Source organism: Streptomyces sp. NBC_00102 (assembly GCF_026343115.1).
GTDB lineage: Bacteria > Actinomycetota > Actinomycetes > Streptomycetales > Streptomycetaceae > Streptomyces.
Map to the genome: position 1 here is coordinate 3,285,884 of NZ_JAPEMC010000001.1, position 26,459 is coordinate 3,312,342.

A 26,459-nucleotide genomic window follows, 5' to 3' on the forward strand; every position below is an offset into this window, starting at 1 on the left:
TCGCACGGCCCGCTCTCCTCCCCTCCATGAATCCTCCATGTTCGAAGCACCGCAGGAATGCACTGGGTGATGCTCTACGCATGAGCGAGCGGCACTCACCCGCCGGAGAAAGTCGCGAAATGGCCGGATCGCCCGGGAATCCGCACACCGCGCGTGACCCGGCTTCCGCCCCCGGCGCGCTGAGGACAGCCCTCAGTAGGCGAGCCGGCTCCCGCCGTCCGGTGCCCCCGTACTCGCCGCCACGAGCGCGTCCAGGACCGTCCCGACATCCGGCAGGAACGGCGCGGCGTGCCCCGCCGACGGAGGCCGCTCCCAGCACACCCGGCCGTCGCCCTTGCCCGCGGGAGGAACCACCAGGTAGCCGCCCTCCCCGTGGAAGCGCAGGGAACTGGGCACCCACTCCTGGGCGTGCAGCAGCTCGCCGAGACGCTCCAGGGTGTACGGGTGGACGAGCAGCGCCCAGCGGGTCGGTGTGGCGATCACCGGCCCGAGCCGCATGCCCCGCGCGTCCAGCACCGCGAGCGCCTGGGCGCCGCTCACCGCGGGCAGACTCACGGCGCACGGCGCGCGGCCGCCGGTGGCCAGCAGCACCGGGGCGGCGGGCCGTCCGGTCCACCACCACCGCACCATGCGTTCGTCCGTGGTGGCCGCGAGCAGTCCGGGATCGAAGGGGTGCGCGCCTGGTACCACGCACTCGGGGTCGGGGCAGGCGCAGCCGGTCCGGGCCGGGGACAGCCCCACGCCGGGGAGGACGGGCCACCGCCTGCCGAGGGCGCAGGTCAGCGCCGCGTCGAGCTGAGCGGTGCCGCCCCCACGCCGGAACAGGTTCCCGCGTCGCCTTCCGGGGATCTCGCGCATGAGCGCTCGTTCCTTTCCGTTGAACGCCGAGGTCCACGTCGCCGCCCGCACATCGCACTGCTTCGCGGCGGCGACTCTGACTGTGCGTAGATCGCTGGTTGATCACCCTGCGTGGAGCATCGTGCGTCCGTCACCGCGCGTTCGCGACGGCGCGTTCCTGACCGCGCGTGCGCACTCGTCAGCCACCGCACGGACGTGCGGACGGCACCGGACGGAGCCGGGCGGAGCGTTACGGAGCGGAGACGGGTCGAACCGGACCGAGCTTGAGTCGAACGGTCTTGCGGAGTCGAACTGTCGGGAGCCGGACCGCCTGGTGCGGTCCGGTCGCGGCGGGACGAGGAGAGCCATGCCACGCACGTGCCGCCCGGAGCGGGTCCCGCCGCTGCCGAAGGCCGGCGTCACGGACGAGGACGCCCGCTGCCGCCGCCGGGTTCCGGGGTGGCCCCAGCCGCCCCGCGCTCCCACGTTTACGTACCCAGCACGACCGGAATGACCCTCCACCCGGCACGCCGCCCCGGAGGGCACTGCCCGAAGAACTCGACCAGTCGACCGCGAATACCTGTCGTCTGCCGCATTTTTCGGCCAAGTTGAGTATCCCGTGGACACCAGGAGTCTCGCAAGGACAATGCTGGACATCGCCTTACTTGTACGTGTACATGTGGATGCCTTGATAGTGGCGCAGAATGACAGGGGGGTTTGCGATGCTATTCGACGGAACTCGCCGGTCGGAAAGCCGGAGGCCATGAGCGCCCGACACCTGCCAAATATGGCTGGAATCAATCCCACTGTTCCGGTTTCAACGCACACTGCGGAACCGCTGACCAGCGTGCCGCAAGCACCGGGCGCCTTCCTCCAGGACCGCCTGGCCGGATGGGTCTCCGACCTCACCACCCTCCACGAGTTCACCGAACGCCTGGCCGGGACCCACACCCTCGACAGCACGCTCCCCGAACTGCTGAGTGCCGGAGCGGCCCTCGTCGGCGCGCGCCGCGGACTCCTGGTCCTCGAACCCGACGACGGGCGGGGCCCGCGCACCACCGTCGGACTCGGCCTCTGCCACGCCGATCTCGGCGTCCTCGAGACCGTCCCGCGAGCCGCCACCCCGCACGGCCGGATCCTCGACGGTCCGCCGGGCGCCACCGGCCCGGTGAGCAACCCGGACCTGCTCGCCGAGACGGACCTCGACCCCCGCCACCGCGAGGTCGCCGGCCGGCTCGGATACGCCGCCAGCTACGCCCTGCCCCTCGTCGCCCGGTCCGGCACGCGGCTCGGCGCGGCCGTCTGGTTCTACGACGAACCGGCCGAGCCCCTGGAGCGGCAGCGGCACCTCGCCGGCCTGTACGGGCGGTACGCCGCCGAGCACCTGGCCCGCCTCCTCGAACTCGAACGCGCCAGGTCCGACCTGGCGGTCGTCGCCGAGGAGCTGCTGCCGAGCCGGCTGCCGCGCGTCCCCGGCGTGCGGCTGGCCGCCCGCCACCGCGCCGCGCCGGACGGTGGCGGCGACTGGTACGACGCCCTGCCGCTCCCGGACGGCGCGCTCGGCCTCTCGGTGGGCGCCGCCGGCGGCTCCGGCCCCGGCGCGAAGGCCGCGATGGGACGGCTCCGCGCGGGGCTGCGCGCATACGCCGTCATGGAGGGCGAGGACCCGGTGGCCGTCCTCTCGGACCTGGAACTGATGCTCCGGCTCACCGAACCGGCGCGCACCGCGACCGCGCTCTTCGCCTACTGCGAACCGGCGCTCCGCCGGATCGTGCTGGCGGGTGCCGGGCACGCCCCGCCGCTCGTGGTCGGCGACCGGCGCACCGAGTACGTCGAGACCACCGTCTCCGCCCCGCTCGGCATGCTCGCGTGCTGGGAGGCGCCCAGCGTGGAGTTCACCCCCGAATCGGGGGAAACCGTTCTCCTCTACACCGACGGGCTGCTGCGCCGCACCGGAGACTCGACGGACCGGGCGTTCGCGCGGCTGCACTCCGCCGCCGCCGGGGTGCCGCGAGCCGCCCGCCGCGACCCGGAGGCGGTGGCCGACCACGTACTGCGCGCCCTGCTGCCCGGGAACACCCCTGCCGACCGGACCGACGACGTGGTCCTCCTCGCGGTCCGTTTCGACTGACCGGCCTCTCCCCGGGGACCTGGGCGTCCCCTCCCGGAACATCTCCGTCCGTTTCTGGCGTCCGCGCAGATCAGGCACGCTCTCCGGCCTCCGCACCCTTCGGGTCCGTCCCCCTGCGGTAAGAGGCCCTTCGCCCCTGGGCCCCCTTCCGTACGCCCGTACGATGGTGGGGCCCAGTGTCGTAGCAAGGAGAGACAAATCGTGTCCGACGAGCTCACCCCGGAGACCCCGGCAATCGAAGCGACCGAAGAGACCGAGCCGATCAAGACCCGGAAGAACGGCCTGTACCCGGCCGTCTCCGACGAGCTCGCCGACAGCATGAAGTCGGGCTGGGCCGACACCGAGCTGCACGGCCTCGCGCCGCTGCCGCAGGCCGCGCACACCGCCGACCGCCGCGCCGCGCTCTCCGCGCGCTTCCCCGGCGAGCGCCTCGTCGTCCCCGCGGGCAACCTGAAGACCCGTGCCAACGACACGGAGTACGCGTTCCGCGCCTCCTCCGAGTACGCCTACCTCACCGGTGACCAGACGCACGACGGCGTCCTCGTCCTGGAGCCGAAGACCGACGGCGGCGGCCACGACGCGACCGTCTACCTGCTGCCGCGCTCGGACCGCGAGAACGGCGAGTTCTGGCTCGACGGCCAGGGCGAGCTGTGGGTCGGCCGCCGCCACTCCCTCACCGAGGCCGAGCAGGTGCTGGGCATCCCGGCGAAGGACGTCCGCGAGCTCACCGCCGCGCTGAAGGAGGCCACCGGCCCGGTCCGCGCCGTCCGGGGTTACGACGCCGGCGTCGAGGCGGCCCTGACCGACAAGGTCACCGCCGAGCGCGACGAGGAACTGCGGGTGTTCCTCTCCGAGGCGCGCCTGGTGAAGGACGCCTTCGAGATCGCCGAACTCCAGAAGGCGTGCGACATCACCGCGCGCGGCTTCGAGGACGTCGTGAAGGTGCTCGACAAGGCCGAGGCGACGAGCGAGCGCTTCATCGAGGGCACGTTCTTCCTGCGCGCCCGCGTCGAGGGCAACGACATCGGCTACGGCTCCATCTGCGCCGCCGGCCCGCACGCCACCACCCTGCACTGGGTCCGCAACGACGGCGCCGTCCGCGCCGGTGAGCTGCTGCTGCTCGACGCCGGCGTGGAGACCAACGACCTCTACACCGCCGACGTGACACGGGCCCTGCCGATCAACGGCACGTTCTCGCCGCTCCAGCGCAAGATCTACGACGCGGTGTACGCGGCGCAGGAGGCGGGCATCGCCGCCGTGAAGCCCGGCGCCGACTTCCGCGACTTCCACGACGCCGCGCAGCGCGTGCTCGCCGAGCACCTCGTCGCGTGGGGCCTGCTCGGCGACCTCACCGTCGAGAAGGTCCTGGAGCTGGGCCTCCAGCGCCGCTGGACCCTGCACGGCACCGGCCACATGCTCGGCATGGACGTCCACGACTGCGCCGCCGCGCGCACCGAGACGTACGTCAACGGCACGCTGGAGCCGGGCATGTGCCTGACGGTGGAGCCGGGTCTGTACTTCCAGGCCGACGACCTGACGGTCCCGGAGGAGTACCGCGGCATCGGCGTCCGGATCGAGGACGACATCCTCGTCACGGAGGACGGCAACCGGAACCTCTCCGACAAGCTGCCGCGCGAATCCGCCGAGATCGAGGCATGGATGGCCGGTCTCAAGGGCTGACACCCACCGCACGGGAACAGCGCCGGGGGCGCGCCGCTCAGGACACCATGAGCAGCGCGCCCTCGCGCCATTTCAGGGTCTTGTCGAAGCTCACCACGGTCCCGCGTCCCGGCCGGTTGCCGATGTGGACGTGGTCGGCGAGCTGTTCGATCAGTCCGAGGCCACGGCCGCTCTCGGCGATGTCCCACGGGTCGGCGGCGCAGTCCGGCTTGGTCTCCGGTGCGCCGCGGGTATCGGAAGGATGTGCTGCGGGGCGAAGGGTTCGCCGGCTGGGAAAGCCCGGTCCGGAGTCCGCTACCTCGATACGGCAGGTCTCGCCGTCCAGATACGCGGTGACCCGGTACTGACCGGAGGCGCCCGCGTGCCGGCCGGTGCCGGCGCGGCCGGGGGCGGTGCCCCCGGGGTCTCCCTGGTCGACGGCATGATCCCCGCCGTGTTCCACGGCGTTGGCACAGGCCTCGGTGAGCGCCACCGACAAGTCGTACGAGATGTCCGGATCGACTCCCGCCGTCTCCATGCTGCCGAGGAGAAATCGACGGGCGAGCGGAACGCTCGCGGCTTCGCGCCGCAAATGGAGTGACCACCACATGCTCATGCTCCAGCCTCCTGGCTGCGGCTCGACATACCGATACGTATTGCCGTGGAGGGCACCCCGTAAGCACGGTTCCGCCGTGATAGCCCTCATTCGGCGGACGCGAATATTCCGCTTGCCGGTGTATGTGCGGACCACGGATCGGCCGCCGGGCCCGGCACACCCTCACCACCAGCTACAACGACCGTCACACCCGTAGCGTTCTGCCTCCCCCGCAACAGTTCCGCTTCCCGCGCAACACACCCCGAACGGTACGGAAGATGATGTTCCGGACCTGCCGCCCCACGGGTGGGGGCGCAGTGCGATGATGGCCCGGCCATGTCTACGCCTGACGCACGGTCCGTCACACGCGCCGGAGCCGGTCTGCGGCTCCTGAGGGCCTCGGTGTTCGCCGCGGTCTGCGTCGTGCTGTCCGCAGCGGGACATGCCCTCGCTTCCGCCTCCACCGTGCCCTGGTGGGCGCTGCTCTGCGGGTTCCTCGTGGTACTCGCGGTGGTGGCGCCGCTCGCCGGGCGCGAGCGGTCGCTGCCGTCGATCGCGGCGGCCCTGGCCGTCGGGCAGCTCTCGCTGCACGCGCTCTTCGGACTCGCCCACCCCATGACGGCCGCCGCCATGGGAACGGCCGGCGCCGGCACCCCGGCGGCCGCCACTCCGGGGGACGCCTCGCTCGTACGGTTCGCCGCCTCGCTGGTCTGCGGCGACACCCCCGGTTCGATCAGCGTCGCCCAGGCCCACCGCATCGTCACGGACGCGGGCGTCGACCCGGCGACCATGACCGGCGCCCACGCCCACCTCGCGTCCGCCGCGGCCGCGGCCTCCACCACGGGCGCCCCGGCGGGTCTGCTGCCCGGCCTGCCCATGGTCCTCGGCCACCTGCTGGCCGCGCTCGTCACGGGCTGGCTGCTGCGCAGGGGCGAAGTGGCGCTCTTCGGACTGGCGCGGCTCTCCGCGCACGGCGGCCGTGAACTCGCCGCCGCCGCCCGGCTCCGCTCCCTGCGGGCCGCGCTCGCGCTCGTACGGATCCTGCGCGCCGGGTTCCCGGGCGCGCCGACGGCCGGGCCGCGCCAGGCCCGTACCTCCGTGGACGCCCCGGCTCCGGCCACCGGCGATCCGCTGCAGCATCTGGTGATCAGGCGCGGGCCTCCCGCCGCGTACGCCCTCGCAGCCTGACGCGACGACCTCCCCGTGCCCGAGCCGGCACGGTGGTGCGGAGGTGTCGTGATGCCGTCGCGCACCCGCGCGCCGGACCACCGTTTCCCGTGCTCAGTGGAGTGATCCCTGCCATGAACGTTTCCCGTATCGCCGTCGCGGGCGGCATCGCCGCGACCACCGTGCTGCTGCTCGCCGGTCCCGCCTCCGCCCATGTCGGCGTGCAGCCCGTGGGCGCGGCGGCCAAGGGCGGTTACGCCACGATCAACTTCAAGGTCCCCAACGAGCGTGACAACGCCTCGACGGTGAAGCTCGAAGTCAACTTCCCCACCGACCACCCGCTCTCCTCGGTCAGCCCGCAGGCCGTGCCGGGGTGGAAGATCGACGTCACCAAGGCCACGCTCGCCAAGCCGCTCGACGTCCACGGCAAGAAGGTCACCGAGGCCGTCTCCAAGGTCACCTGGACCGCCGACGCCTCGTCCGCCATCAAGCCCGGGTACTTCCAGCAGTTCCCGCTCTCGGTGGGCCAGCTCCCGGACGACACCGACCAGCTCGTCTTCAAGGCCCTCCAGACGTACAGCAACAAGGAAGTCGTCCGCTGGATCGAGGAGACCCCGGCGAGCGGCGAGGAGCCCGAGAACCCGGCGCCGGTGCTGACTCTGACCGACGCCGCCGCGGACGCCCACGGCACCGCCGCATCCGCCCCCGCCTCCACCGACGGCAAGAGCACCGACTCCGACGCGTCCGGTCACACCACCGAGGCCGCCTCTGACTCCGGCTCGGCGAGCGACAGCACCGCACGGGTCCTGGGCGTCGTCGGCATCGTCATCGGCGTCGCGGGCGTCGCGTTCGGCGTCCTCGCCCGCCGTCGTACCGTCTGATCCGTCCGGGCCCACGATTCCGTCCGGGCCCACAGTCCGGCCCCTACCGGGCCGGGTGCACACGCGCCCGGCCCGGTCCCCGGAACGCCCGGGGCCACCCACCGCACCACAGACCAGGAACACCAACCTCATGCGCACCAAGAAACTGGCATCGGCCGTGGCGTTCGCCGCGGCGGCGGCACTGGCACTGACCGCCTGCGGCTCGAACGACGACTCGGCCGCCAAGCCGGTGGCCGACGTCTCCACGTCCACCACCACCAAGGCCGCCACCGTCCTCGACCAGCCGTTCACCAAGCCGGACCTCGTCCTGACGGACACCCACGGCAAGACGTACGACCTCCGCAAGGAGACCAAGGGCAAGCCGACGCTCATCTACTACGGCTACACCAACTGCCCGGACGTCTGTCCCCTGACCATGAGCAACATCGCGCTCGCCAAGCGCGCGCTGCCCGCCGCCGAGCAGGACGAGCTGCGGGTCGTCTTCATCACCACCGACCCCGAGCGGGACACCCCGGCCTCGCTCGGCGCCTGGCTCAAGGCCCAGGACCCCGACTTCATCGGCCTCACCGGCGACTTCAAGACCATCCAGGCGGGCGCCCGTTCGATGGGCATCGGCATCGACCCGGCGACGACGGAGAAGGACGGCACCGTCGTCTCCATGCACGGCGCCCAGGTCATGGCGTTCTCCCCGAAGACCGACGCCGGATACGTCATCTACAGCGAGGACACCACCGCCGACGACTACACCGCGGACCTCCCCAAGCTCATCCAGGGGGCGAAGCCGTGACAGGCCGGGCTGCCCTCGCCGGCGGACTGGCCCTCGTCACGGGCCTGACCCTCGCGGGGTGCTCCTCCGGGAGCACCCCCGAGCTGAAGGTCGTCGGGGCCTTCATGCCGCAGCCGGTCAGCGACATCGCGGCGGCGTTCCTCGTGGTGGAGAACAAGGGCGGGGCCACCGACCGGCTGACCTCGGTGACCAGTTCGATCTCCGACCACGTCACGATCCACGAGACCACGGGCCAGGCCATGCGGATGGTCTCGTCATTCGAGGTGCCCGCGGGCGGCGAGCTGGATCTCGAACGCGGCGGCAGCCACATCATGTTCAGCGAACTCAAGCGGCAGCCCAAGCGGGGGCAGAGGATCTCCGTGGAGCTGCACTTCGAGAAGACCGGCCCCATCACGGTCGAACTTCCCGTCGAGGAGACGACCTACAACCCGGCGAAGCAGTGAGGGACTGAATCCACCATGACAGCCACCGCCCCGCGCGCGGCCCGTGTCCGGCCTTCCCCGATACGCCGGCCGATCACCGCGTCCGCGCTCCTCGCCACGCTGATCGGCCTGTTCCTCGGCCTGATGCTGGCGGGCGCTTCCCCCGCGTCCGCGCACGCCGCCCTCACGGGGAGCGACCCGCAGGACGGGGCGGTGGTCGACGCCGCACCCCAAAACGTCACCCTTTCCTTCTCCGAGTCCGTCTCGCTGAGCGACGACGCGATCCGGGTGCTCGACCCGTCCGGCAAGCGGGCCGACACCGGTGGTCCGCGCGCGGTGGGCGACGGCAAGGCCGCCCGGTACGCCGTCACGCTCCACTCCGGGCTTCCCGACGGCACCTACACCGTGGCCTGGCAGGCGGTCTCCGCCGACAGTCACCCGGTCTCGGGCGCCTTCACCTTCTCCATCGGCGCACCCTCCACCACCACCGTCGCCCTGCCCACCACGTCGGCGGGCGGCGGAGTGGTCGGGGTGCTCTACGGCGTCGCGCGGTACGCCGCGTACACCGGTTTCATCCTGCTCGCGGGCGGCTCCGCGTTCGTCCTCGCCTGCTGGCGGGGCGGCGCCTCGGCGCGCCCGCTGCAACGGCTGGTCCTCGGCGGCTGGATCACCCTCACCGCGTCCACCCTGGTGATGCTGGTGCTGCGCTACCCGTACACCGGCAGCGGGAAGCTCGCGGACGCCTTCGACCTCGCCGGGCTCCAGGCGTCCCTGGAGACCAAACCGGGCGCCGCGCTGGTCTCCCGGCTGCTGCTGCTGGGCGCCTCCGCGCTCTTCGTCGCCGTGCTGTTCGGCACGTACCCCAGGCGCGAGGACGAGAAGGAGCGGAAGGACCTCACCTTCGGGCTCTCGCTCGGCGGGGCGGTCGTCGCCACCGGCATCGCGGGCACCTGGTCGCTCGCCGAACACGCCTCCACCGGGCTCCAGCCGGGCATCGCCATGCCGGTCGACATGGCCCATCTGCTGGCCGTCGCGACCTGGCTGGGCGGTCTGGCCTCCCTGCTGACCGCGCTGTACCGGGTCCCCGAGCTGCCCGCGGGCGCCGTACGCCGCTTCTCGCGGCTGGCGTTCGGCAGTGTGGTGGTACTCGCCGGAACCGGGCTCTACCAGTCCTGGCGCCAGGTCGGCTCCTGGTCGGCGCTGACCGGCACCGCCTACGGCCGGCTGCTGCTGGTGAAGGTCGGACTGGTCGCGGTCCTGGTGGGCGTCGCCTGGATCTCCCGTCGCTGGACAGGACGGCTCACGGGCGGTTCTCCGTCCGGGACCGGCCCGGCGGCCGAGCAGAGGGCGGCCGGTGGCTCCGAGCCGGAGACGGCGGAAGTGACCGAGGTGGCGAAGACCGGGCTGGTCACGGTCGCGGTCGCCGAGTCGGGTGCCGGCACCGGAACCGGCACCGGAGATGTGACCACGGGCACGGACACCAGCACGGGTATCGACACGGGCGCGGGAGCAGGTGGCGCGGGCGCCGTGACGGACCCTGCGCGCGCCGCCCAACTCGCGCGCCAGCGGGCCGCCCTGACGGCGGCCAAGGAGAAGAAGGCCCGCGACGCGGACCCCGGCCGCTCCGGACTGCGCCGCTCGGTCCTCGTCGAGACCGGCATCGCCGTCGTCCTGCTGGCCGTCACCACCGTCCTCTCGTCGACCGAACCCGGCCGTACGGAGGAGGAGGCCGCGCGGACCAACACCGCCGCCGCTCCGGCCGTCGCCCAGCCGGTCACCGTGAGCCTGCCCTTCGACACCGGCGGCGTCAACGGCAAGGGGACCGTCCAGCTGGACCTCGACCCCGGCCGGACCGGCTCCAACGACCTGCACCTGTGGATCGAGGACGGCAAGGGCACCGCGATGGAGGTACCGGAGGTGCGGCTCGCGCTCACGCTGGAGGCGAAGGCCATCGGCCCCCTGCCGGTCGTCCCCGACCGCCTCGCCGAGGGCCACTGGGCCGCGAGCGGCGTACAGATCCCGATGGCGGGCGAGTGGAAACTCGCGGTCACCGTCCGCACCTCGGACATCGACCAGACCACCGTCACCAAGAACATCAAGATCGGCTGATCGGCAGTGAGCAAGAGGAACACGAACGTGCGGGCCCCCCGGGAGCGTGCCGGGGCGACGAGCGGGACGGCGTCGCCGGGCGCGAAGGGCACGACCGCCGGGGAGAGCGACGCGTCCGTTCCCGGCGGCGGTGTCTCCCGGCGGAAGCTGCTGGGCGGCGCCGGGGCGGCCGGTGCCGCCGGGCTGGTACTGGGCGCCGCGGGGGGTGCCACCGGGTACGCCGCGACGCGCCCCGAGGCGCCCGCCGAGCTCACCTCGATCGGATCCACCGAGGCGATGTTTCACGGGAAACATCAGCCGGGGATCACCACCCCGCTCCAGGCCTGCGGGCACCTCGTCGCCTTCGACCTCGCGGCGGGCGCCGGTCGCAAGGAGGCCGCCGCGCTGATGCGGCGCTGGTCGGCGCTGGCCGGGGAGCTGATGGCGGGCCGCTCCGCCGGCTCCGGCGGCTCCGGCGGGGACACCGGGATCGCTCTGGACGCCGGCCCGTCCTCCCTGACCCTCACCTTCGGTTTCGGCCGGACCTTCTTCGACCGGACCGGGCTGGAGGCGCGGAGGCCCGCGGGACTCGACCCGCTGCCCGCCTTCTCCTCCGACCACCTCGACTCCGGGCGGTCGAACGGTGACCTCTGGGTGCAGATCGGCGCCGACGACGCGCTCGTCGCCTTTCACGCCCTGCGCGCGGTACAGCGGGCCGCGGGTTCGGCGGCCCGGGTGCGCTGGCAGATGAACGGCTTCAACCGCACGCCGGGCGCGACCTCCCGCCCCATGACGGCCCGCAACCTGATGGGCCAGGTGGACGGGACCAACAACCCCAAGCCCGCCGACGGCGACTTCGACGCACGGATCTTCGTGCCCGCGCCCTCGGGCTCCACCGCCGACCCGACGCAGGACTGGCTCGCGGGCGGTTCCTACGCGGTCGTCCGCCGCATCCGGATGCTGCTGGACGACTGGGAGCAGCTCTCCGTCGCCCACCAGGAACGGGTCATCGGCCGCCGCAAGGACACCGGCGCCCCGCTCAGCGGCGGCGCCGAGAGCACCGCGATGGACCTGGACAAGCTCGGCGCGGACGGCAAGCCGATGATCCCGTCGAACGCCCACGCCCGGATCTCCTCGCCGGAGAAGAACGGCGGGGCGGCGATGCTGCGGCGCCCGTTCTCGTACCACGACGGCATCGACCCGGACGGGACGCCGGACGCGGGGCTGCTGTTCGTCTGCTGGCAGGCCGACCCGTTCCGGGGGTTCGTGCCGGTGCAGCGCAAACTCGACCGGGGGGACGCGCTCTCGCCGTTCATCCGGCACGAGTCGAGCGGTGTCTACGCGGTACCGGGAGGCGCCGCGGACGGGGAGTACGTGGGTCAGCGGCTGCTGGAGTCCTGAGCGTACGGCGGCCCGGCGGCAGAGGGCCCACACCCCGGCGGGCCGCCGCAGGAACGCCCCGGCCGGGCCTCCGCCGGAACACCCCGGAGGGCCTCCGCCGGAACGCCCCGGAGGCCTGGCCGGCAGCCCTTAGAGTGACCGCATGTCCGCCACGCGTTACGCCTATCTCGGCCCCGAAGGCACCTTCACCGAGGTGGCGCTCCGTACGCTCCCGGAAGCCGCCACCCGCGAACTCGTCCCCATGGTCTCCGTACCCGCGGCGCTGGACGCGGTACGGAACGGGGAGGCCGCCGCCGCCCTCGTACCGATCGAGAACTCGGTCGAGGGCGGGATCACCGCGACCCTCGACGAACTGGCGGCCGGCGCGCCGCTGATGATCTACCGCGAGGTGCTGCTCTCCATCTCGTTCGCGCTGCTGGTGCGGCCGGGGACCCGGCTGGAGGACATCAAGTCCGTCACCGCGCACCCGGCCGCGCAGCCGCAGGTCCGCAACTGGCTGGCCGCGCACCTCCCCCAGGCCGTGTGGGAGTCGGCCGCCTCCAACGCGGACGGGGCCCGGCTGGTCCAGGACGGGCGGTACGACGCCGCCTTCGCCGGGGAGTTCGCGGCGGCGACGTACGGGCTCGTACCACTCGCCACCGAGATCCACGACGCGGTGAACGCGCAGACCCGCTTCGTCCTCGTCGGCCGCCCGGCCCGGCCCTCCGCGCCGACCGGCGCCGACAAGACCTCGGTGGTCCTCTGGCTGGGCGAGGACCGCCCGGGCGCCCTGCTCGAACTGCTCCAGGAGTTCTCGGTACGCGGGGTGAACCTGATGCTGATTCAGTCCCGCCCGACCGGTAAGGGCATCGGGGACTACTGCTTCGCGGTGGACGCGGAGGGGCACATCGCGGACCGGCGAGTGGGCGAGGCGCTGATGGGGCTGAAGCGCATCTGCCCGAATCTCCGCTTCCTCGGCTCCTACCCCCGGGCCGGGGTGACGCCCGAGGAGGTGGCCCCGCTGCGCGTGGGCACCTCGGACACGGACTTCACCTCCGCCTCGGACTGGCTGGCCCGCAGCCAGGACGGGCGCGTCTGACGGGGCGGGGACGACAGTCCGGGGCGGGGACGACGGTCCGGGGCGCGAGGCGTCGACGGGGCGGGCGGTGGTCCGGGGCGCGTCTACCCGCGGTCCTCGGCGGCTGCCCGGACGGCTCTCGGACCCGTCTCCGACTGGTCTCGGACGGCTCTCGGGGAGTGGCTCCGGAGGAGTGGCGGGCGCACATCTGCGCGGCCGTATCCACCGATGGTCGTTTACCCACAGAGTTATCCACAGGGCACTGCCTCAACCTGGGGACAAGTCGACACCGCCACCCGACATCATCGACAAATCGCCGCAGGTGATCTCATGGAGTCGCGAAGCCCCCCAGGATCTCCCATGATCCACATCTGGCCCGTTCAGCTCAATTACCTTGATCACTGGCACAGAATGACGAATTACCGCTCGAATGGGTGAACGAAATGTGGTTTGAAGATTGATTCCATGCCTCCTGCACCCTCAGGAGCCCTACCCCGAAGGTCACCCCCAAGCATCCACAGGTTTTCCACACAGCCTGTGGATAACCAATTCAAGCGGACCCACCTTGTGGACAACCCTTCCGTAGATCATCCCCAACTCCCCGACAGGACAGGGCGGTAGGTCAAGGAAGTGGTGGCTTTCTGACCGATTCGAGGCATTGGAGCCGTCTCGATCGACATGGCCCCGCACCACCCGCTCCCCCTCCGCCCCGATCCCGCCCCTTCGAGTCCCTCGCGGATTGCCTCCACATCGGCACCCGTCCCCGCGAATGACCGCCACGGACGTTTCACCGGGCGGCGATTGCCGGAGAACGCACCCCCGAGCCGAACCCGGAGTCGGCTCCCCGTCGGCCTTCCGGTGCGAATCCGGGATTCCTCCGAGAGATATCATTCGCGGCAATTCGGGCATAGTGACACGCTTGTCACTATCGATTCGAGTAGCCGAAGTCCCACCGGTAGCCTGGAGGGGTGATTGACCTTCGCCTGCTCCGTGAGGACCCCGACCGTGTTCGCGCCTCCCAGCGCGCCCGTGGAGAGGACGTCGCGCTCGTCGACGCCCTGCTCTCCGCCGACGAGCTGCGCAGGTCGTCCGGCGTCCGCTTCGACGAACTCCGCTCCGAGCAGAAGTCGCTCGGCAAGCTCATCCCCAAGGCAACGCCCGAGGAGCGGACGGAGCTGCTGACCCGCGCCGACCAGCTCAAGGCCGATGTCCGCGCCGCGGACGCCGCCCAGAACGAGGCGGACGCCGAGGCCAAGCGCCTGCTGCTGCAGCTCGGCAACATCGTCCAGGAGGACGTGCCGGTCGGCGGCGAGGAGGACTTCGTCGTCCTGGAGACGCACGGCACCATCCGCGACTTCGGGGCGGAGGGCTTCGAGCCCAAGGACCACCTGGAGCTCGGCGAGGCGCTCGGCGCCATCGACATGGAGCGCGGCGCCAAGGTGTCCGGCTCGCGCTTCTACTACCTCACGGGCGTGGGCGCCCTGCTGGAGCTCGCCCTCGTCAACGCGGCCATCGCGCAGGCGACCGAGGCCGGCTTCATCCCGATGCTCACCCCCGCGCTGGTCCGCCCGCGCGCCATGGAGGGCACCGGCTTCCTCGGCCAGGCCGCCGAGAACGTCTACCACCTGGAGAAGGACGACTTCTACCTGGTCGGCACCTCCGAAGTCCCTCTCGCCGCTTACCACATGGACGAGATCATCGAGGCCGACAAGCTGCCCCTGCGGTACGCCGGCTTCTCGCCCTGCTTCCGCCGCGAGGCCGGTACGTACGGCAAGGACACCCGGGGCATCTTCCGGGTCCACCAGTTCGACAAGGTCGAGATGTTCTCGTACGTCGACCCCTCCGACGCCGAGGCCGAGCACCGCCGGCTGCTGGAGTGGGAGAAGCAGTGGCTGACCGCCCTGGAGCTTCCCTTCCAGGTGATCGACGTGGCCACCGGCGACCTCGGGGCCTCGGCCTCGCGGAAGTTCGACTGCGAGGCGTGGATTCCCACCCAGGGCAAGTACCGCGAGCTGACCTCCGCCTCCAACTGCGACAGCTTCCAGGCCCGCCGCCTGTCGGTCCGCATGCGGGACGGCAAGAAGGTCCAGCCGCTGGCCACGCTGAACGGCACGCTCTGCGCCGTACCGCGCACGATCGTGGCGATCCTGGAGAACCACCAGCTCGCGGACGGCTCCGTGCGGGTGCCCGAGATGCTCCGTCCGTACCTCGGCGGGCGTGAGGTCCTGGAGCCGGTCGCCAAGTGACCTTCCCCTTCAAGCTCGTCGCCACCGATCTGGACGGCACGCTGCTCCGCGACGACGACACGGTCTCCGTGCGGACGCGCGAGGCGCTGGCCGCCGCCACCGAGGCGGGTGCGGCGCACATCGTCGTCACCGGCCGCGCGGTCCCGTGGACCCGGCGGATACTGGACGATCTCGGCTACGACGGTCTCGCCGTCTGCGGCCAGGGCGCGCAGGTCTACCACGCGGGCGAGCACAAGCTGCTGACCTCGCTCACGCTGGACCGGCAGCTGGCCGGACTGGCGCTGTCCAAGATCGAGGCCGAGGTGGGCCCGCTGCTGCTCGCCGCGAGCCGCGACGGGCTGGACGGCGAGGTCCTGGTCGGACCCGGCTACCGGGCCCACGAGGGCGGGCTGCCGGTGGTCCACGTCGACGACGCGAACGAGATGTGGACCGCGCCGCTGAACAAGATCTACCTCCAGCACCCCGAGCTCGACGACGACCAGCTCACCGCCGCCGCCCGGGCGGTCGTGGGCAGCCTGGTCAACATCGTGATGGCGGGCCCCGGTGTCGTGGAGATCCTCCCGCTCGGCCTCAGCAAGGCGACGGGCCTCTCGCTCGCCGCCCGCCGGCTCGGAGTGAAAGCCGCGGACACGATCGCCTTCGGCGACATGCCCAACGACGTCCCGATGTTCGGCTGGGCGCGGCACGGAGTGGCGATGGCCAACGCGCACGACGAACTCAAGGCCGTGGCCCACGAGATCACCGCCTCCAACGACGACGACGGCATCGCCGTGGTCCTGGAGGAGCTCCTCGCCGGCGGAACGCGGTAGCCCTCCGGGGTTCCGCGGACGACGTCGAACAGGACGTACGACACGACGTACCGCACCGACTGCCCGCGGCCCGCGAAGGCCGCGGGCAGTCTCGTGTCCGGCCCCGCCGGGACGGACCGGGGATCTCACTCCTCGCGCGGTGCGGGCCGCAACTCCCGCAGCCGGTGCGCCACGTCGTCCAGCCGGGCGTCCACCCGCCGTACGTCGTGCGCGACATCGGCCAGCCGGGCGCTCATCGCGCCGACGACCTCATGGGTCACCCCCAGCTTCCGGTCCAGGCTGTCGAACCGCTCCGACATCCGGCGCAGGACCGGGCCCAGTTCCTGGAGGGCCGAGCCGACTCCGACGAGGCAGCTCTCGATGCGGGTGACGCGGAAATCGAGCGAGTCGTACCGTTCCCGGAGGTCCGCCTCGGCGTCGAGAAGGTACGTACGCACGCAGCGGGCGATGTCGCTGTCGCGAAGGAGCATCGCCACGTTGAGCACCGTGCGACGGGTGTAGAGGCTCAGCCTGGTGGCTGCCTGTGGATAACTTTCCTCCCCCTCACCTTCCCAAAGGGACAACATGTCCCTATGGAAGGACCGCAGGTCAGAGCCGCGCAACAGCAGCAGGCCGTTCTCCTCCATCTCGGCCCGATGGCGTTGGGTGACCTTCTTCACCGCCTCTGTGGATACTTCGAAGTAACGTGCCACGTCCTCTGTGCGCACGTGAATTCCGTCCGGGAGCATGACAAGGCTCTTCACCTTGTCGAGGATGTCGACGCGCACCATCCGCTCGGCGCGCAGCGCGCGGGATTCGAGCAGGGCGACTTCCGTGGGCATGGGCATGCCTTCCGTACGCGGGGAACTGTGGGGGAACGGCGAAGCACGGCCCTCACCCCGGGCGTCAGGGGCGGAGGTCGCTCACGGGTGCCACTCACTCGATGGCCGGCTCCGTCCGGGGCTCACGCACCCGGGGCCGGCATTCCCCTGCTTCACGAACGCTCGTCGTCACGGATTCCAGTTGCCTCCACGCATCCGGCCCAACGACCCGGCCGACCTCGCGTCACGCGCCGCGCCACGCGGAGGGCCTCCGCGTACGGGACTTCCCGCGGAAGCGGAGCCACCCGCGGGAACGGGACAACCCCCGTCCGATGGGCGGGGGTTGTCCCGTACGCGTACCTCCCGGCGTCCGGCGCCGGGTCTCACTCCTCGCCGGCCAGCTTGAGCGTCCGCAGCTTCCGGCCCGCGAACCAGGTGGCGCCGACGGTCACCACGACCAGCAGCACGGTGGCGAGGGGCAGGTGGACCTCGGCGGTGATCGCGCCCTCCGCTCCGGTCTTCTCGGCGACGGCGAGCGCCCACTGCTGGATGCTCAGCGTGCGTGCCCCCGGCACCTGGCTGCCGAAGAGGGCCTCCCACACCAGCGCGTACACCAGGCCGAACACGACAGCGTGGCGGCTGACCGTGCCGAGCAGGAGGAAGAGCGCGCTGTACGCGATCGAGGCGACGAGCGCCCCGACGGTGTAGGCCACCGCGATCTGCTGGCCGTTGCCGTTGAGGATGAGGCCCGCGATCAGGGTGGGCAGTGCGGAGAAGACCATGGTGACGGCGATGGCCACGATCAGCTTGGTGAAGATGATCGTGGGGCGCTTCACCGGCTTCGCCAGCAGATAGACGATCGAGCCGTCGTCGATCTCGGGGCCGATGGCTCCCGTGCCCGCGATGACACCGATCAGCGGAACCATCACGGCGAGCGCGAAGCCGCCGAGCACGTCCGAGGTGATCTGGTCGTCGACTCCGGCCAGGACCCTCACCGCCAGCGCGATCACGATCAGCAGGGCGGGCAGGACGAACAGGATGGCGGCCCGGCGCCGGCCGAGCAGGGCCCGGTAGGTGAGCCGGGCGACCGTGGGGTCGTACATGACGCTTCACAGCTCCTTCAGGCCACTGGTCAGGCCGATACGAGGTACGAGAAGACCGATTCGAGGGACTCGTCGGACGGCGAGACGGTCAGCAGCCGGATGCCCCGTTCCCGCGCCACCTGCGGCAGCAGTGCGGTGAAGCGGCCGAAATCGACCGCCTGGATCAGCAGCGCGCCCTCCCGGTGGTCGACCTCGATACCGGCGGTCGACGGGTCGGCGATCAGGGCAGCCGCCAGCCCGCGGTCGTCGCTGGAGCGCACGAGGTAGCGGTGCGGGCGGTCGGTCATCAGCCGGCGGATGCGGCGGAAGTCGCCGGAGGCCGCGTGGCGCCCGGCCACGATCACCTCGATGTGCGACGCGAGCTGCTCGACCTCCTCGAGGATGTGGGAGGAGAAGAGCACGGTGCGCCCCTCCTCGCCCATCCGCCGCAGCAGGCCCATGAGCTGCATCCGCTGACGGGGGTCCATGCCGTTGAACGGTTCGTCCAGCAGCAGGACCGCGGGGTCGTGGACGAGCGCGGACGCCATCTTCACGCGCTGGCGCATGCCCTTGCTGTACGTATGGATCTTGCGGTCCTGGGCGTACACCATCTCCACCGTGGCCAGCGCACGCGATGCCTGGGCCGAACCCAGGCCGTGCAGCTCGGCGTTGGCGAGGACGAACTCGCGGCCGGTCAGGAAGTCGTACATGCCCTCCCGTTCGGGCACGATGCCGATCTCCTCGTACACCGACTCGTTGCGCCAGATCGGCCGGCCGTCGAGGGTGACCGTCCCCGTGGAGGGGGCGAGGAATCCGGCCATCAAGTTGATCAGCGTGGACTTGCCCGCGCCGTTGGGGCCGAGCAACCCGGTGACGCCCGGGCCGATCGTCATACTCACGTCGTTGACGGCGACGACGTTCCCGTACCAGCGGGAGGCGTGGTCGATCTCGATGGTGGTCACAGCCCGACCCTCCGGTAGCGGCGCAGCAGAGCGGCGTACGAACCCGCGACGAGCGCGAGGACGACGAACAGGTAGACGACGCCCATCGCGGCTCCTGGGCCTTCCGCGCCGGGGAAGGCGGAGGAGGCACCGAGGAACGCGGTCTGCACCCCGTCGATCAGCGTGATCGGGGAGAACAGCCCGAACCAGGGAATCGCCCCTCCGCTCCCGGTCGAGTAAGCGATGGCCTGGACGGTGGAGACCGCTCCGTACGAGATGGTCAGCACGGCGATCACCGCGGCCACTCCGAACCCCCGGCGTGGGGTGATCGCGGCCACCACCAGGGCGAGTGCGGCGAAGAGCACGGACAGCAGAGCCACCGACACCAGTCCCTGGGCGAACCAGCCGGTCTGGTCGCCGAAGTCGAACTTCGCGAGCAGCGAGCCCACGTAGAGGATGAGCAGCGGCGCCCCGGTGAGGATGAAGAGGGCGGACGCCATGGCCGCGAGCTTCGCCACCACGTAGTCGGCGTGCGCGATCGGCCGCGAGAAGTAGAGCGGAACCGTCCGGAACCGCAGGTCGCGGGAGACGCTCTGGGGGGCCTGAGCGGCGACGAACAGCCCGATGACGGCCTGCAGGAAGATCGCGAAAGAGGTGTACTTCACGACCAGCTTCGTCGCGCCCGGCGCGGCCATCGAGACCGCCACCAGAATCGCCGCGACCAGGCACATCACGGCCAGCAGCAGCATCGGCAGCACCTTGGACTTGGCCGACCGGCCGAGCCCGAACGCGCCCTTGAGCGACTGCGTGTAGAGCGAGCGGCGGGCGTACGCGCGGCCCAGCCTCGGCCCGTCGTAGGAGCGGTAGCCGATGTCGTGGATGCGGGAGGCGCCGCCGAGCGGCGCGCCCTGGGCCCTGGTCTCAGTGCTCATCGGGACCGCTCCCCTTCTGCTGCACGGCTCCGGTCGCCGGAACCTGATGGACGGCCCCGGGTGCCGGGACCTGCGGTACGGCCGCGGGAGCGGCGGCCGGGGACTGCGGTACGGCTCCGAGGGCCGGGGCCCCCGGTACGGCTCCGGGCGCCTGGGCGGCGGCCGGCGCCGGCCGGGCGTCACCGGCGACCACCGCGGGGGCCGGCTGGGCGTTCGCGTCCGGCCGGAAGACCTCGGCGATGTGGTGGCGGCGCTGCTCCATGCGGACCAGCCCGAGCCCGAGCCCGGCCACGCTGTCGCGCACCAGGTCGTAGGTCTCCTCGCCGGCCGCCTCGACGAGCAGGATGTGCCCGGCTCCCGGCAGACCGCCGGTGTCGACCCCGTCGACGCCCAACAGCTTCACTCCGGCCCCGACGAGCTCGCGGCGCAGTGCGTCGGTGCCGTCCGGATGGGTGTCGCTGTCGGTGACCTCGACGGCGAGCGTGGTGGTGGTCCGGGTGAACTCGCTGGTGGAGCTGGACCGCAGGAGGGTGCCGCCGTCGATGACGACGACGTGGTCGCAGGTGCGTTCCAGCTCGCCCAGGAGGTGCGAGGTGACCAGGACCGAGATGCCGAAGTCGGAGTGCACCCGCCGGATCAGACCGAGCATCTCGTCGCGGCCGACCGGGTCGAGGCCGTTCGTCGGCTCGTCGAGCAGCACCAGCCGCGGGTCGTGGACCAGCGCCTGAGCCAGCTTGACGCGCTGCTTCATGCCGGTCGAATAGCCCCCGATGGGGCGGTAGCGCTCTTCGTAGAGGCCGACGTGGCGCAAAGTGTCGGCGGTGCGCTCGCGGGCCACCGTCGGCGGCAGGCCGGACATCCGCGCCATGTGGACGACGAACTCGGTCGCCGAGACGTCCGGCGGCAAGCAGTCGTGCTCCGGCATGTACCCGACCCGCTCCCGGATCTCGGCACCACGCGAGGCGACGTCCAGCCCGAGCACCGTGGCCGAACCCTCGGTGGCGGGGGACAGTCCCAGCAGGATCTTGATCAGTGTGGACTTGCCCGCCCCGTTGGCACCCACCAGGCCGGTCACGCCGGGTCCGATGTCCAAGGAGAGCCGGTCAAGAGCGGTCACCCGGGGGTACCGCTTGCTCAAGGCTTTCATCGCGATCACAGTCACGTGGACGACGGTAGTGGCGCGGGTGCCGCCGGTCGTCAGACCTGACGGTCGCATACACGTCAGACCTGAGTTGTAGCTGCCCGTAAGGGACAGCCCTTGAGGATGTCCGGCGGAGGAGGGAGCCGGGCGGGGGCACGATCCCGCCCGTTCACCCCAGGTGGTCGTCCACGGGCCGGCCCCCCTCTTGACCCTCGCCCGGCCCGGTCACATTCTTCAGTGTCAGGTTACTGGCGCGTACAGCTCGCCAAGTGCGCTGCCCGTAGGCGTGGTTCGGGCGGCCTGGGCCGAGGAAGACGGGTGCCGCAGGAGCGGCGGCCGACCGAGGAGAGGTGGCGGGATGCATCTGCCGGGAGCGCGGGAACGCTGGGTCCGTACGGGCGGCATCGAGCTCTGTGTGGCCGAGCTGGGGAATCCGGAACGGCCCACCGTGGTGCTGGTGCACGGCTATCCGGACAGCAAGGAGGTGTGGTCGCGGGTCGCGCCGGCGCTGGCCGAGGAGTGGCACGTCGTGCTCTACGACGTGCGCGGCCACGGCCGTTCGACCGCGCCGAAGCCGCTGCGCGGCGGATTCACACTGGAGAAGCTGACCGACGACTTCCTGGCCGTGCTGGACGAGGTGAGTCCCGGCCGGCCGGTGCATCTGGTGGGCCACGACTGGGGTTCGGTGCAATCCTGGGAGTTCGCCACGGTCGAGCGGACCAAGGGGAGGATCGCCTCCTTCACCTCCATGTCCGGTCCCTCACTGGACCACTTCGGGCACTGGATCCAGAGCCGGCTGTCCCGGCCCACCCCCCGGCGCGTGCTCCAGCTCACCGGCCAGGGCGCCAAGTCCTGGTACGTCTACCTGCTGCACACCCCCGTGCTGCCCGAACTCGCCTGGCGCGGACCGCTGGGACGCCGGTGGCCGGACATCCTGGAACGCCTGGAGAAGGTCCCGGCGGGCGAGTACCCCACCGCCTCGCTCCCCCGGGACGCGGCCCACGGCGCCTGGCTCTACCGGGACAACGTCCGTACCCGGCTGCGCAGGCCGCGCCCGGACGCGTACGCGCACGTACCGGTGCAGCTGATCACGCCGACCGGCGACGCCTTCCTGTCGGAGTCCCTCTACGACGGCCTGGAGCGGTGGGTCCCGTCGCTGGTCCGCCGCCGGCTGCCCGCCCAGCACTGGGTGCCGCGCACCCGGCCGGACCAACTCGTCGCCTGGATCTCCGGGTTCGCCGCCGCACAGGAGACCTCCGCGGCCGGACCGGCGACGACGAAGGACCCGTCGGCGGCCGGCGCGTACGCGGACCGGTTCGCCGGACAGCTCGTGCTGGTGACGGGCGCGGCCGACGGTGTCGGACGGGCCACCGCCCTGGCGTTCGCCGGTGCGGGGGCGCGCGTGGTGGCCGTCGACCGGGACGCGGCGGGCGCCGCCCGTACCGCGGAGACGGCGCGGCTGGTCGGGGCGACGGGCGCCTGGGCGGAGACCGCCGAACCCGGCGACGAGCAGGCGGTGGAGAAGCTCGGCGCGAAGATCGCGGCGGAGCACGGCACCGTCGACGTCCTGGTCAACCTGGTCGGTCCGGCGCCCTCCGGCTCCTTCCTGGAGACCACGGCCGAGGAGTGGCGGAGTCTCCTCGACACGGGGCTCCTGGGGGTCGTCCACGGCTGCCGGGTGTTCGGGGGGCGCATGGCCGAGCGGGGGCAGGGCGGCCACATCGTCAACGTCCTTCCGAGCGCTTCCGGTTCACCGTCCGCCGTTCCGGGGATCGCCGCGCACGGCACGGCGCAGACCGCCGTCCTCGCGCTCAGCCAGGGACTGCGGGCCGAGCTGGCGCCCCGCACGGTCTCGGTGAGCGCGGTGATTCCAGGAGTGGTGGACGCCGGAACCCCTCCGACGGACGGGAGTTCGGGCTCCGGCGCGGGCGCCGCGGCGAAGCGGCCTCGCGGCAGTACACCGGAGCGCGTCGCCGAGGCGGTGCTGGAGGCGGTGGCCCGCGACATGGCGCTCGTGGTGGTAGGGGGACGGCGGAACGGGCTCCTCGGGCTGTTGCGGGGCGGGCGCGCGGGCGCGTGACCACCACGGTCCTGCGCGGCACTTGGCGCCGGGGTGAACCATGTGGACGGCCCGGGAACCGAGTTCGGGCGGGCCGTCCGTTCCTCGGTACGGCCCGCTCTCCGACGGGCCGCACGTCGGCACTCGCTCCCTGGGCCACCCCACACGTCGGGAGCGGGCCGCACTTCCGGGTCGGCGGAGTCGGCTTTCCCCAGCCACGGAGGAGAGGCTGTGGACAGAACGACGTTCAGCCTATGAGCTGTTCACCGTGACAAGCGGACCTCGCGAGCCGCGCGTACGGTCGACGCGGGAGTCGCGCGACTGCGCGCGACTCTCAGAGGGAGCGTTTCTCCCCTTGCGCACAACCATGGTGCGTTGTCTGGGACATGGCGGGACAGCGGGAGACGCACACGCGCACGGGAGCGGGAACTCGACTCACAAGAGGGTTATTTAACACTAAGTGGGACATCTCGCCCAGTCAGCGCACAAGTTGATCAAATTGCCTATTTCGCAAGCTCGTTGTCCACAGGATCGCCAAATACCCTGTGGATAAGTCAAGTTGCTTGTGGATCAAACACAAAGGGACTCAGCAATTTCGGCAACGCCGGAAACAATCCGGATGCAGGGTCCGGAGAGGCCGGGCACTCTGGCCGGATGGACGACAGACGCACCGTGAAGGTGTCGAAGTACCTCTCCAAGCACCTGCGGCATCAGCCGGAACGCATCGGGCTGACACTCGACCCGAACGGGTGGGTGGACGTGGCCGCGTTGCTGGAAGCCGCCGCCCGCAACGACTTCCCCCTCACCCGGGCCGAACTCGAGCACGTGGTCGCCGTCAACGACAAGCAGCGGTTCACCCTGGAGGGGGATCGCCTGCGCGCCAACCAGGGCCACACCGTCGACGTCGACCTGGACCTGCCCCCGGCCGAACCGCCGGAGTTCCTGTACCACGGGACGGTGGCCCGGTCCCTGACCGGGATCCGGTCCGAAGGGCTGCGCCCCATGGCCCGCCACCACGTCCATCTCTCGCCCGACCGCGAGACCGCCACCAGGGTCGGGGCACGGCGGGGACGACCCGTGGTGCTCTCCGTGCACGCGGGAGCGATGCACCGCGCCGGTCACGTCTTCCGCGTCAGCGCCAACGGGGTGTGGCTGGCGGAGTCCGTACCCCCCGCATTCCTGCGCTTCCCGGGCTGAGACGGGCGCGTGCCGCGCCACCGGAGGGCCACGTCCCGCGGGGGAGCCTCCGTCGAGGGCGGGCCCGCGAGGCCGACGCGCGGCCCGGCGGGCGCCCGCCCCGCGGCCGCCCGCCCCCCAAAGCCTCCCCTCGGCCGGCCCTCCCGGTCAGCCTCCCGGTCGGCTCAGCTGGTCCAGCGCCTCGGTGGCGATCCGCTCGAAGACGGCCGGGTCGGTGTCGAAGTCCGAGTCCGGGACCGGCCAGTGGACGACCAGTTCGGTGAAGCCCAGCTCCTGGTGGCGGCCGGCGAAGTCCACGAACGCGTCGACCGACTCCAGCGGGCGGTTTCGGTCGGGGGTGAAGGCGGTGAGCAGGATCTTGTCCAGCTCTGCCACGTCCCGGCCCGCCGCCGCGCACGCCGTGCCGAGCTTGCCGATCTGGCCGCGCAAGGCCTCGACGGACTGCTCCGGCGTGCCCTCGTCGAACAGCTTCGGGTCCCCCGTGGTCACCCACGCCTGCCCGTACTTCGCTGCGAGCTTCAGCCCTCGCGGACCGGTCGCGGCGACGGCGAAGGGCAGCCGGGGCGACTGGACGCAGCCCGGGATGTTCCGGGCCTCCTCCGCCGTGTAGAACGCGCCCTCCTGCGAGACGGCTCCCTCGGTGAGCAGCCGGTCCAGCAGCGGTACGAACTCGCCGAAACGATCCGCCCGCTCGCGCGGGGTCCACGGCTCCTGGCCGAGCGCCGTGGCGTCGAACCCGCTGCCGCCCGCCCCGATGCCGAGGGTGACCCGGCCGCCGGAGATGTCGTCGAGCGAGATGAGTTCCTTGGCGAGCGTCACCGGATGCCGGAAGTTCGGCGAGGTCACGAGGGTGCCGAGGCGCAGGGTCTCAGTGATGCCGGCCGCCGCGGTCAGCGTCGGCAGCGCCCCGAACCAGGTCTTCTCGCGGAACGACCGCCACGACAGGTGGTCGTACGTGTATGCGGCGTGGAAACCGAGTTCTTCGGCCCGCCGCCAGATCTTCTGTCCTTCGCCCCATCGATGGACAGGGAGGATCACGGTGCTCAGACGCATGCCTCCGACCATAACGCGGGTCCGCGGACGTCGACGCTCCGTGACCGGGACCGTTCCGCCCGAGGGGGCCGCACCGTCCGGGGTCCCGGTGCCCGGGCCCGCCCGCCACGACGTTCCGACGACCCCGTCCGAAATCGGCACCGCAGGCCGACCGGCCGACACCGGGCTCCCGAGCCACCGCTCGGGCCGCCGTCACCGCTCAAGATCCGCCGACTACGCACTGGCATATGCCAGAGTCCTATCCTCCTGTTCACGGGCGCGCGGCACTCATATGTGCGCCCTCCTGCACGCCCGTGCACCGAATGCGGGAGAATGGACCGGTGACCACGCCTACCGAAGCACCGCCCGCCGCCGTGCCCAGGCTGATAGCCACCGACCTGGACGGCACGCTCCTGCGCGACGACAAGACCCTGTCGGCCCGCACGATCGCCGCTCTCGTGGCCGCCGAACGCGCGGGCGTGCACGTACTCTTCGTCACCGGGCGCCCGCCCCGCTGGATGGACGCGGTGGCCTCCCATCTGCCCGCGCACGGGACGGCGATCTGTGCGAACGGCGCCGCGGTGGTCGACCTGGGCGCCGGTGGCCGGCTGATCAAGGTCCACCCGCTCGGCCGTGCCGAAGCCCTCGACGTCGTGCACCGGGTACGGGCGGTCGCCCCCGGCACCACGTTCGCGGTGGAGTTCACCACCGGCTTCCACTACGAACCGCTCTACCCGCCGTTCCACCAGGACCCCTGGGCGACCGTGGCCCCCGTCGAGAAGCTGCTCGACGAAGAGACACCGGGATCGGGTGCCCCTGTGCTGAAGCTCCTCGCCCGCCACACCGACATCGCCCCCGACACGTTCCTCGCCCTGGCCCGCGAGGCGGCCGGGGACCGGGTCGCCTTCACCCGGTCCAGCCCCTCGGCCCTGCTGGAGGCCGGTGGGGCGGGCGTCTCCAAGGCCCGTACGCTCGCCGAGTACTGCGCGGAGCGCGGGGTGGGCCCCGAGGAGGTCGTCGCCTTCGGGGACATGCCGAACGACGTCGAGATGCTGAACTGGGCCGGTACCTCGTACGCGATGGCCAACGCCCACCCGGCAGCCGTGTCGGCCGCTTCCGGACGGACGCTCACCAACGAGGAGGACGGGGTGGCGGTCGTCCTCGAACGCCTCCTCGCCGCCGCCCGCTGACCCCA

At 71.7% G+C, this 26,459-nt stretch carries 22 protein-coding genes; 14 read left to right on the forward strand and 8 right to left on the reverse strand.

Annotation, left to right across the window (positions count from 1 at the left end; all coding sequences use genetic code 11):
- Positions 1 to 192: 192 nt before the first annotated feature.
- A complete protein-coding gene (locus OHA55_RS14645) occupies positions 193 to 858 on the reverse strand; it encodes a bifunctional DNA primase/polymerase (protein WP_266706484.1) in 666 nt (221 codons plus the stop codon).
- A gap of 625 nt (positions 859 to 1,483) precedes the next feature.
- Between OHA55_RS14645 and OHA55_RS14650 the strand changes: the two genes are divergently transcribed.
- Positions 1,484 to 2,968 (forward strand): PP2C family protein-serine/threonine phosphatase, encoded by a 1,485-nt coding sequence (locus OHA55_RS14650; protein WP_266706486.1) that lies wholly within the window; start codon positions 1,484 to 1,486, stop codon positions 2,966 to 2,968.
- Between the two features lie 201 nt (positions 2,969 to 3,169).
- Positions 3,170 to 4,648 (forward strand): aminopeptidase P family protein, encoded by a 1,479-nt coding sequence (locus tag OHA55_RS14655; protein ID WP_266706488.1) that lies wholly within the window; start codon positions 3,170 to 3,172, stop codon positions 4,646 to 4,648.
- A 37-nt stretch (positions 4,649 to 4,685) separates the two neighbouring features.
- On the opposite strand, the gene OHA55_RS14660 is transcribed toward OHA55_RS14655, so the two are convergent.
- Positions 4,686 to 5,243, reverse strand: coding sequence for an ATP-binding protein (locus OHA55_RS14660; RefSeq protein WP_266706490.1), 558 nt, complete (start codon positions 5,241 to 5,243; stop codon positions 4,686 to 4,688).
- Positions 5,244 to 5,558: 315 nt separating this feature from the next.
- Between OHA55_RS14660 and OHA55_RS14665 the strand changes: the two genes are divergently transcribed.
- The 9 genes from OHA55_RS14665 to OHA55_RS14705 all read left to right on the forward strand — a co-directional run bounded on the left by OHA55_RS14665 (position 5,559) and on the right by OHA55_RS14705 (position 16,080).
- Positions 5,559 to 6,410, forward strand: a complete 852-nt coding sequence (locus tag OHA55_RS14665) for a hypothetical protein (protein ID WP_266706492.1) — start codon at positions 5,559 to 5,561, stop codon at positions 6,408 to 6,410.
- A gap of 113 nt (positions 6,411 to 6,523) precedes the next feature.
- Positions 6,524 to 7,270, forward strand: coding sequence for a YcnI family protein (locus OHA55_RS14670; protein WP_266706494.1), 747 nt, complete (start codon positions 6,524 to 6,526; stop codon positions 7,268 to 7,270).
- 130 nt (positions 7,271 to 7,400) lie between these two features.
- Positions 7,401 to 8,057: an SCO family protein gene (locus tag OHA55_RS14675; protein ID WP_266706496.1), complete on the forward strand. Its 657-nt coding sequence runs from the start codon at positions 7,401 to 7,403 to the stop codon at positions 8,055 to 8,057.
- Positions 8,054 to 8,500 carry a copper chaperone PCu(A)C gene (locus OHA55_RS14680; protein WP_266706498.1) on the forward strand — a complete coding sequence of 149 codons (447 nt, stop codon included), beginning with the start codon at positions 8,054 to 8,056 and terminating at the stop codon, positions 8,498 to 8,500. Before OHA55_RS14675 ends, OHA55_RS14680 begins: the two co-directional genes overlap by 4 nt.
- 15 nt (positions 8,501 to 8,515) lie before the next feature.
- Complete coding sequence (locus OHA55_RS14685; protein ID WP_266706500.1) at positions 8,516 to 10,588, forward strand: copper resistance CopC/CopD family protein; 2,073 nt, start codon at positions 8,516 to 8,518, stop codon at positions 10,586 to 10,588.
- A 147-nt stretch (positions 10,589 to 10,735) separates the two neighbouring features.
- On the forward strand, positions 10,736 to 11,968 hold the full coding sequence (gene efeB, locus OHA55_RS14690) for an iron uptake transporter deferrochelatase/peroxidase subunit (RefSeq protein WP_266710659.1): 1,233 nt from the start codon (positions 10,736 to 10,738) through the stop codon (positions 11,966 to 11,968).
- A 142-nt stretch (positions 11,969 to 12,110) separates the two neighbouring features.
- Complete coding sequence (pheA, locus tag OHA55_RS14695) at positions 12,111 to 13,046, forward strand: prephenate dehydratase (protein WP_266706502.1); 936 nt, start codon at positions 12,111 to 12,113, stop codon at positions 13,044 to 13,046.
- A 947-nt stretch (positions 13,047 to 13,993) separates the two neighbouring features.
- Positions 13,994 to 15,271 (forward strand): serine--tRNA ligase, encoded by a 1,278-nt coding sequence (gene serS / locus OHA55_RS14700; RefSeq protein ID WP_266706504.1) that lies wholly within the window; start codon positions 13,994 to 13,996, stop codon positions 15,269 to 15,271.
- Positions 15,268 to 16,080 (forward strand): HAD family hydrolase, encoded by an 813-nt coding sequence (locus tag OHA55_RS14705; RefSeq protein WP_266706506.1) that lies wholly within the window; start codon positions 15,268 to 15,270, stop codon positions 16,078 to 16,080. The genes serS and OHA55_RS14705 overlap by 4 nt, the downstream gene beginning before the upstream one ends.
- A gap of 125 nt (positions 16,081 to 16,205) precedes the next feature.
- Here OHA55_RS14705 and OHA55_RS14710 read toward each other — a convergent pair whose 3' ends face one another.
- From OHA55_RS14710 to OHA55_RS14730, 5 genes are all read right to left on the reverse strand, one after another.
- Complete coding sequence (locus OHA55_RS14710) at positions 16,206 to 16,901, reverse strand: hypothetical protein (RefSeq protein WP_266706508.1); 696 nt, start codon at positions 16,899 to 16,901, stop codon at positions 16,206 to 16,208.
- Positions 16,902 to 17,263: 362 nt separating this feature from the next.
- Positions 17,264 to 17,983, reverse strand: coding sequence for an ABC transporter permease (locus OHA55_RS14715; RefSeq protein WP_266706510.1), 720 nt, complete (start codon positions 17,981 to 17,983; stop codon positions 17,264 to 17,266).
- Between the two features lie 29 nt (positions 17,984 to 18,012).
- Positions 18,013 to 18,924 carry an ABC transporter ATP-binding protein gene (locus OHA55_RS14720; protein WP_266706512.1) on the reverse strand — a complete coding sequence of 304 codons (912 nt, stop codon included), beginning with the start codon at positions 18,922 to 18,924 and terminating at the stop codon, positions 18,013 to 18,015.
- A complete protein-coding gene (locus tag OHA55_RS14725) occupies positions 18,921 to 19,835 on the reverse strand; it encodes an ABC transporter permease (protein ID WP_266706514.1) in 915 nt (304 codons plus the stop codon). The genes OHA55_RS14720 and OHA55_RS14725 overlap by 4 nt, the downstream gene beginning before the upstream one ends.
- Positions 19,825 to 20,982 (reverse strand): ABC transporter ATP-binding protein, encoded by a 1,158-nt coding sequence (locus OHA55_RS14730; RefSeq protein WP_266710661.1) that lies wholly within the window; start codon positions 20,980 to 20,982, stop codon positions 19,825 to 19,827. Before OHA55_RS14730 ends, OHA55_RS14725 begins: the two co-directional genes overlap by 11 nt.
- A gap of 352 nt (positions 20,983 to 21,334) precedes the next feature.
- Here OHA55_RS14730 and OHA55_RS14735 point away from each other — a divergent pair, with 352 nt between their 5' ends.
- A complete protein-coding gene (locus OHA55_RS14735; protein WP_266706516.1) occupies positions 21,335 to 23,056 on the forward strand; it encodes an SDR family oxidoreductase in 1,722 nt (573 codons plus the stop codon).
- Positions 23,057 to 23,689: 633 nt separating this feature from the next.
- Positions 23,690 to 24,232: an RNA 2'-phosphotransferase gene (locus OHA55_RS14740; RefSeq protein ID WP_266706518.1), complete on the forward strand. Its 543-nt coding sequence runs from the start codon at positions 23,690 to 23,692 to the stop codon at positions 24,230 to 24,232.
- 147 nt (positions 24,233 to 24,379) lie between these two features.
- Here the strand turns inward: OHA55_RS14740 and OHA55_RS14745 are convergent, their stop codons facing one another.
- Positions 24,380 to 25,285: an LLM class flavin-dependent oxidoreductase gene (locus tag OHA55_RS14745; protein WP_266706520.1), complete on the reverse strand. Its 906-nt coding sequence runs from the start codon at positions 25,283 to 25,285 to the stop codon at positions 24,380 to 24,382.
- Positions 25,286 to 25,587: 302 nt separating this feature from the next.
- Between OHA55_RS14745 and OHA55_RS14750 the strand changes: the two genes are divergently transcribed.
- Positions 25,588 to 26,454: a Cof-type HAD-IIB family hydrolase gene (locus tag OHA55_RS14750; protein ID WP_266706522.1), complete on the forward strand. Its 867-nt coding sequence runs from the start codon at positions 25,588 to 25,590 to the stop codon at positions 26,452 to 26,454.
- Positions 26,455 to 26,459: the final 5 nt, after the last annotated feature.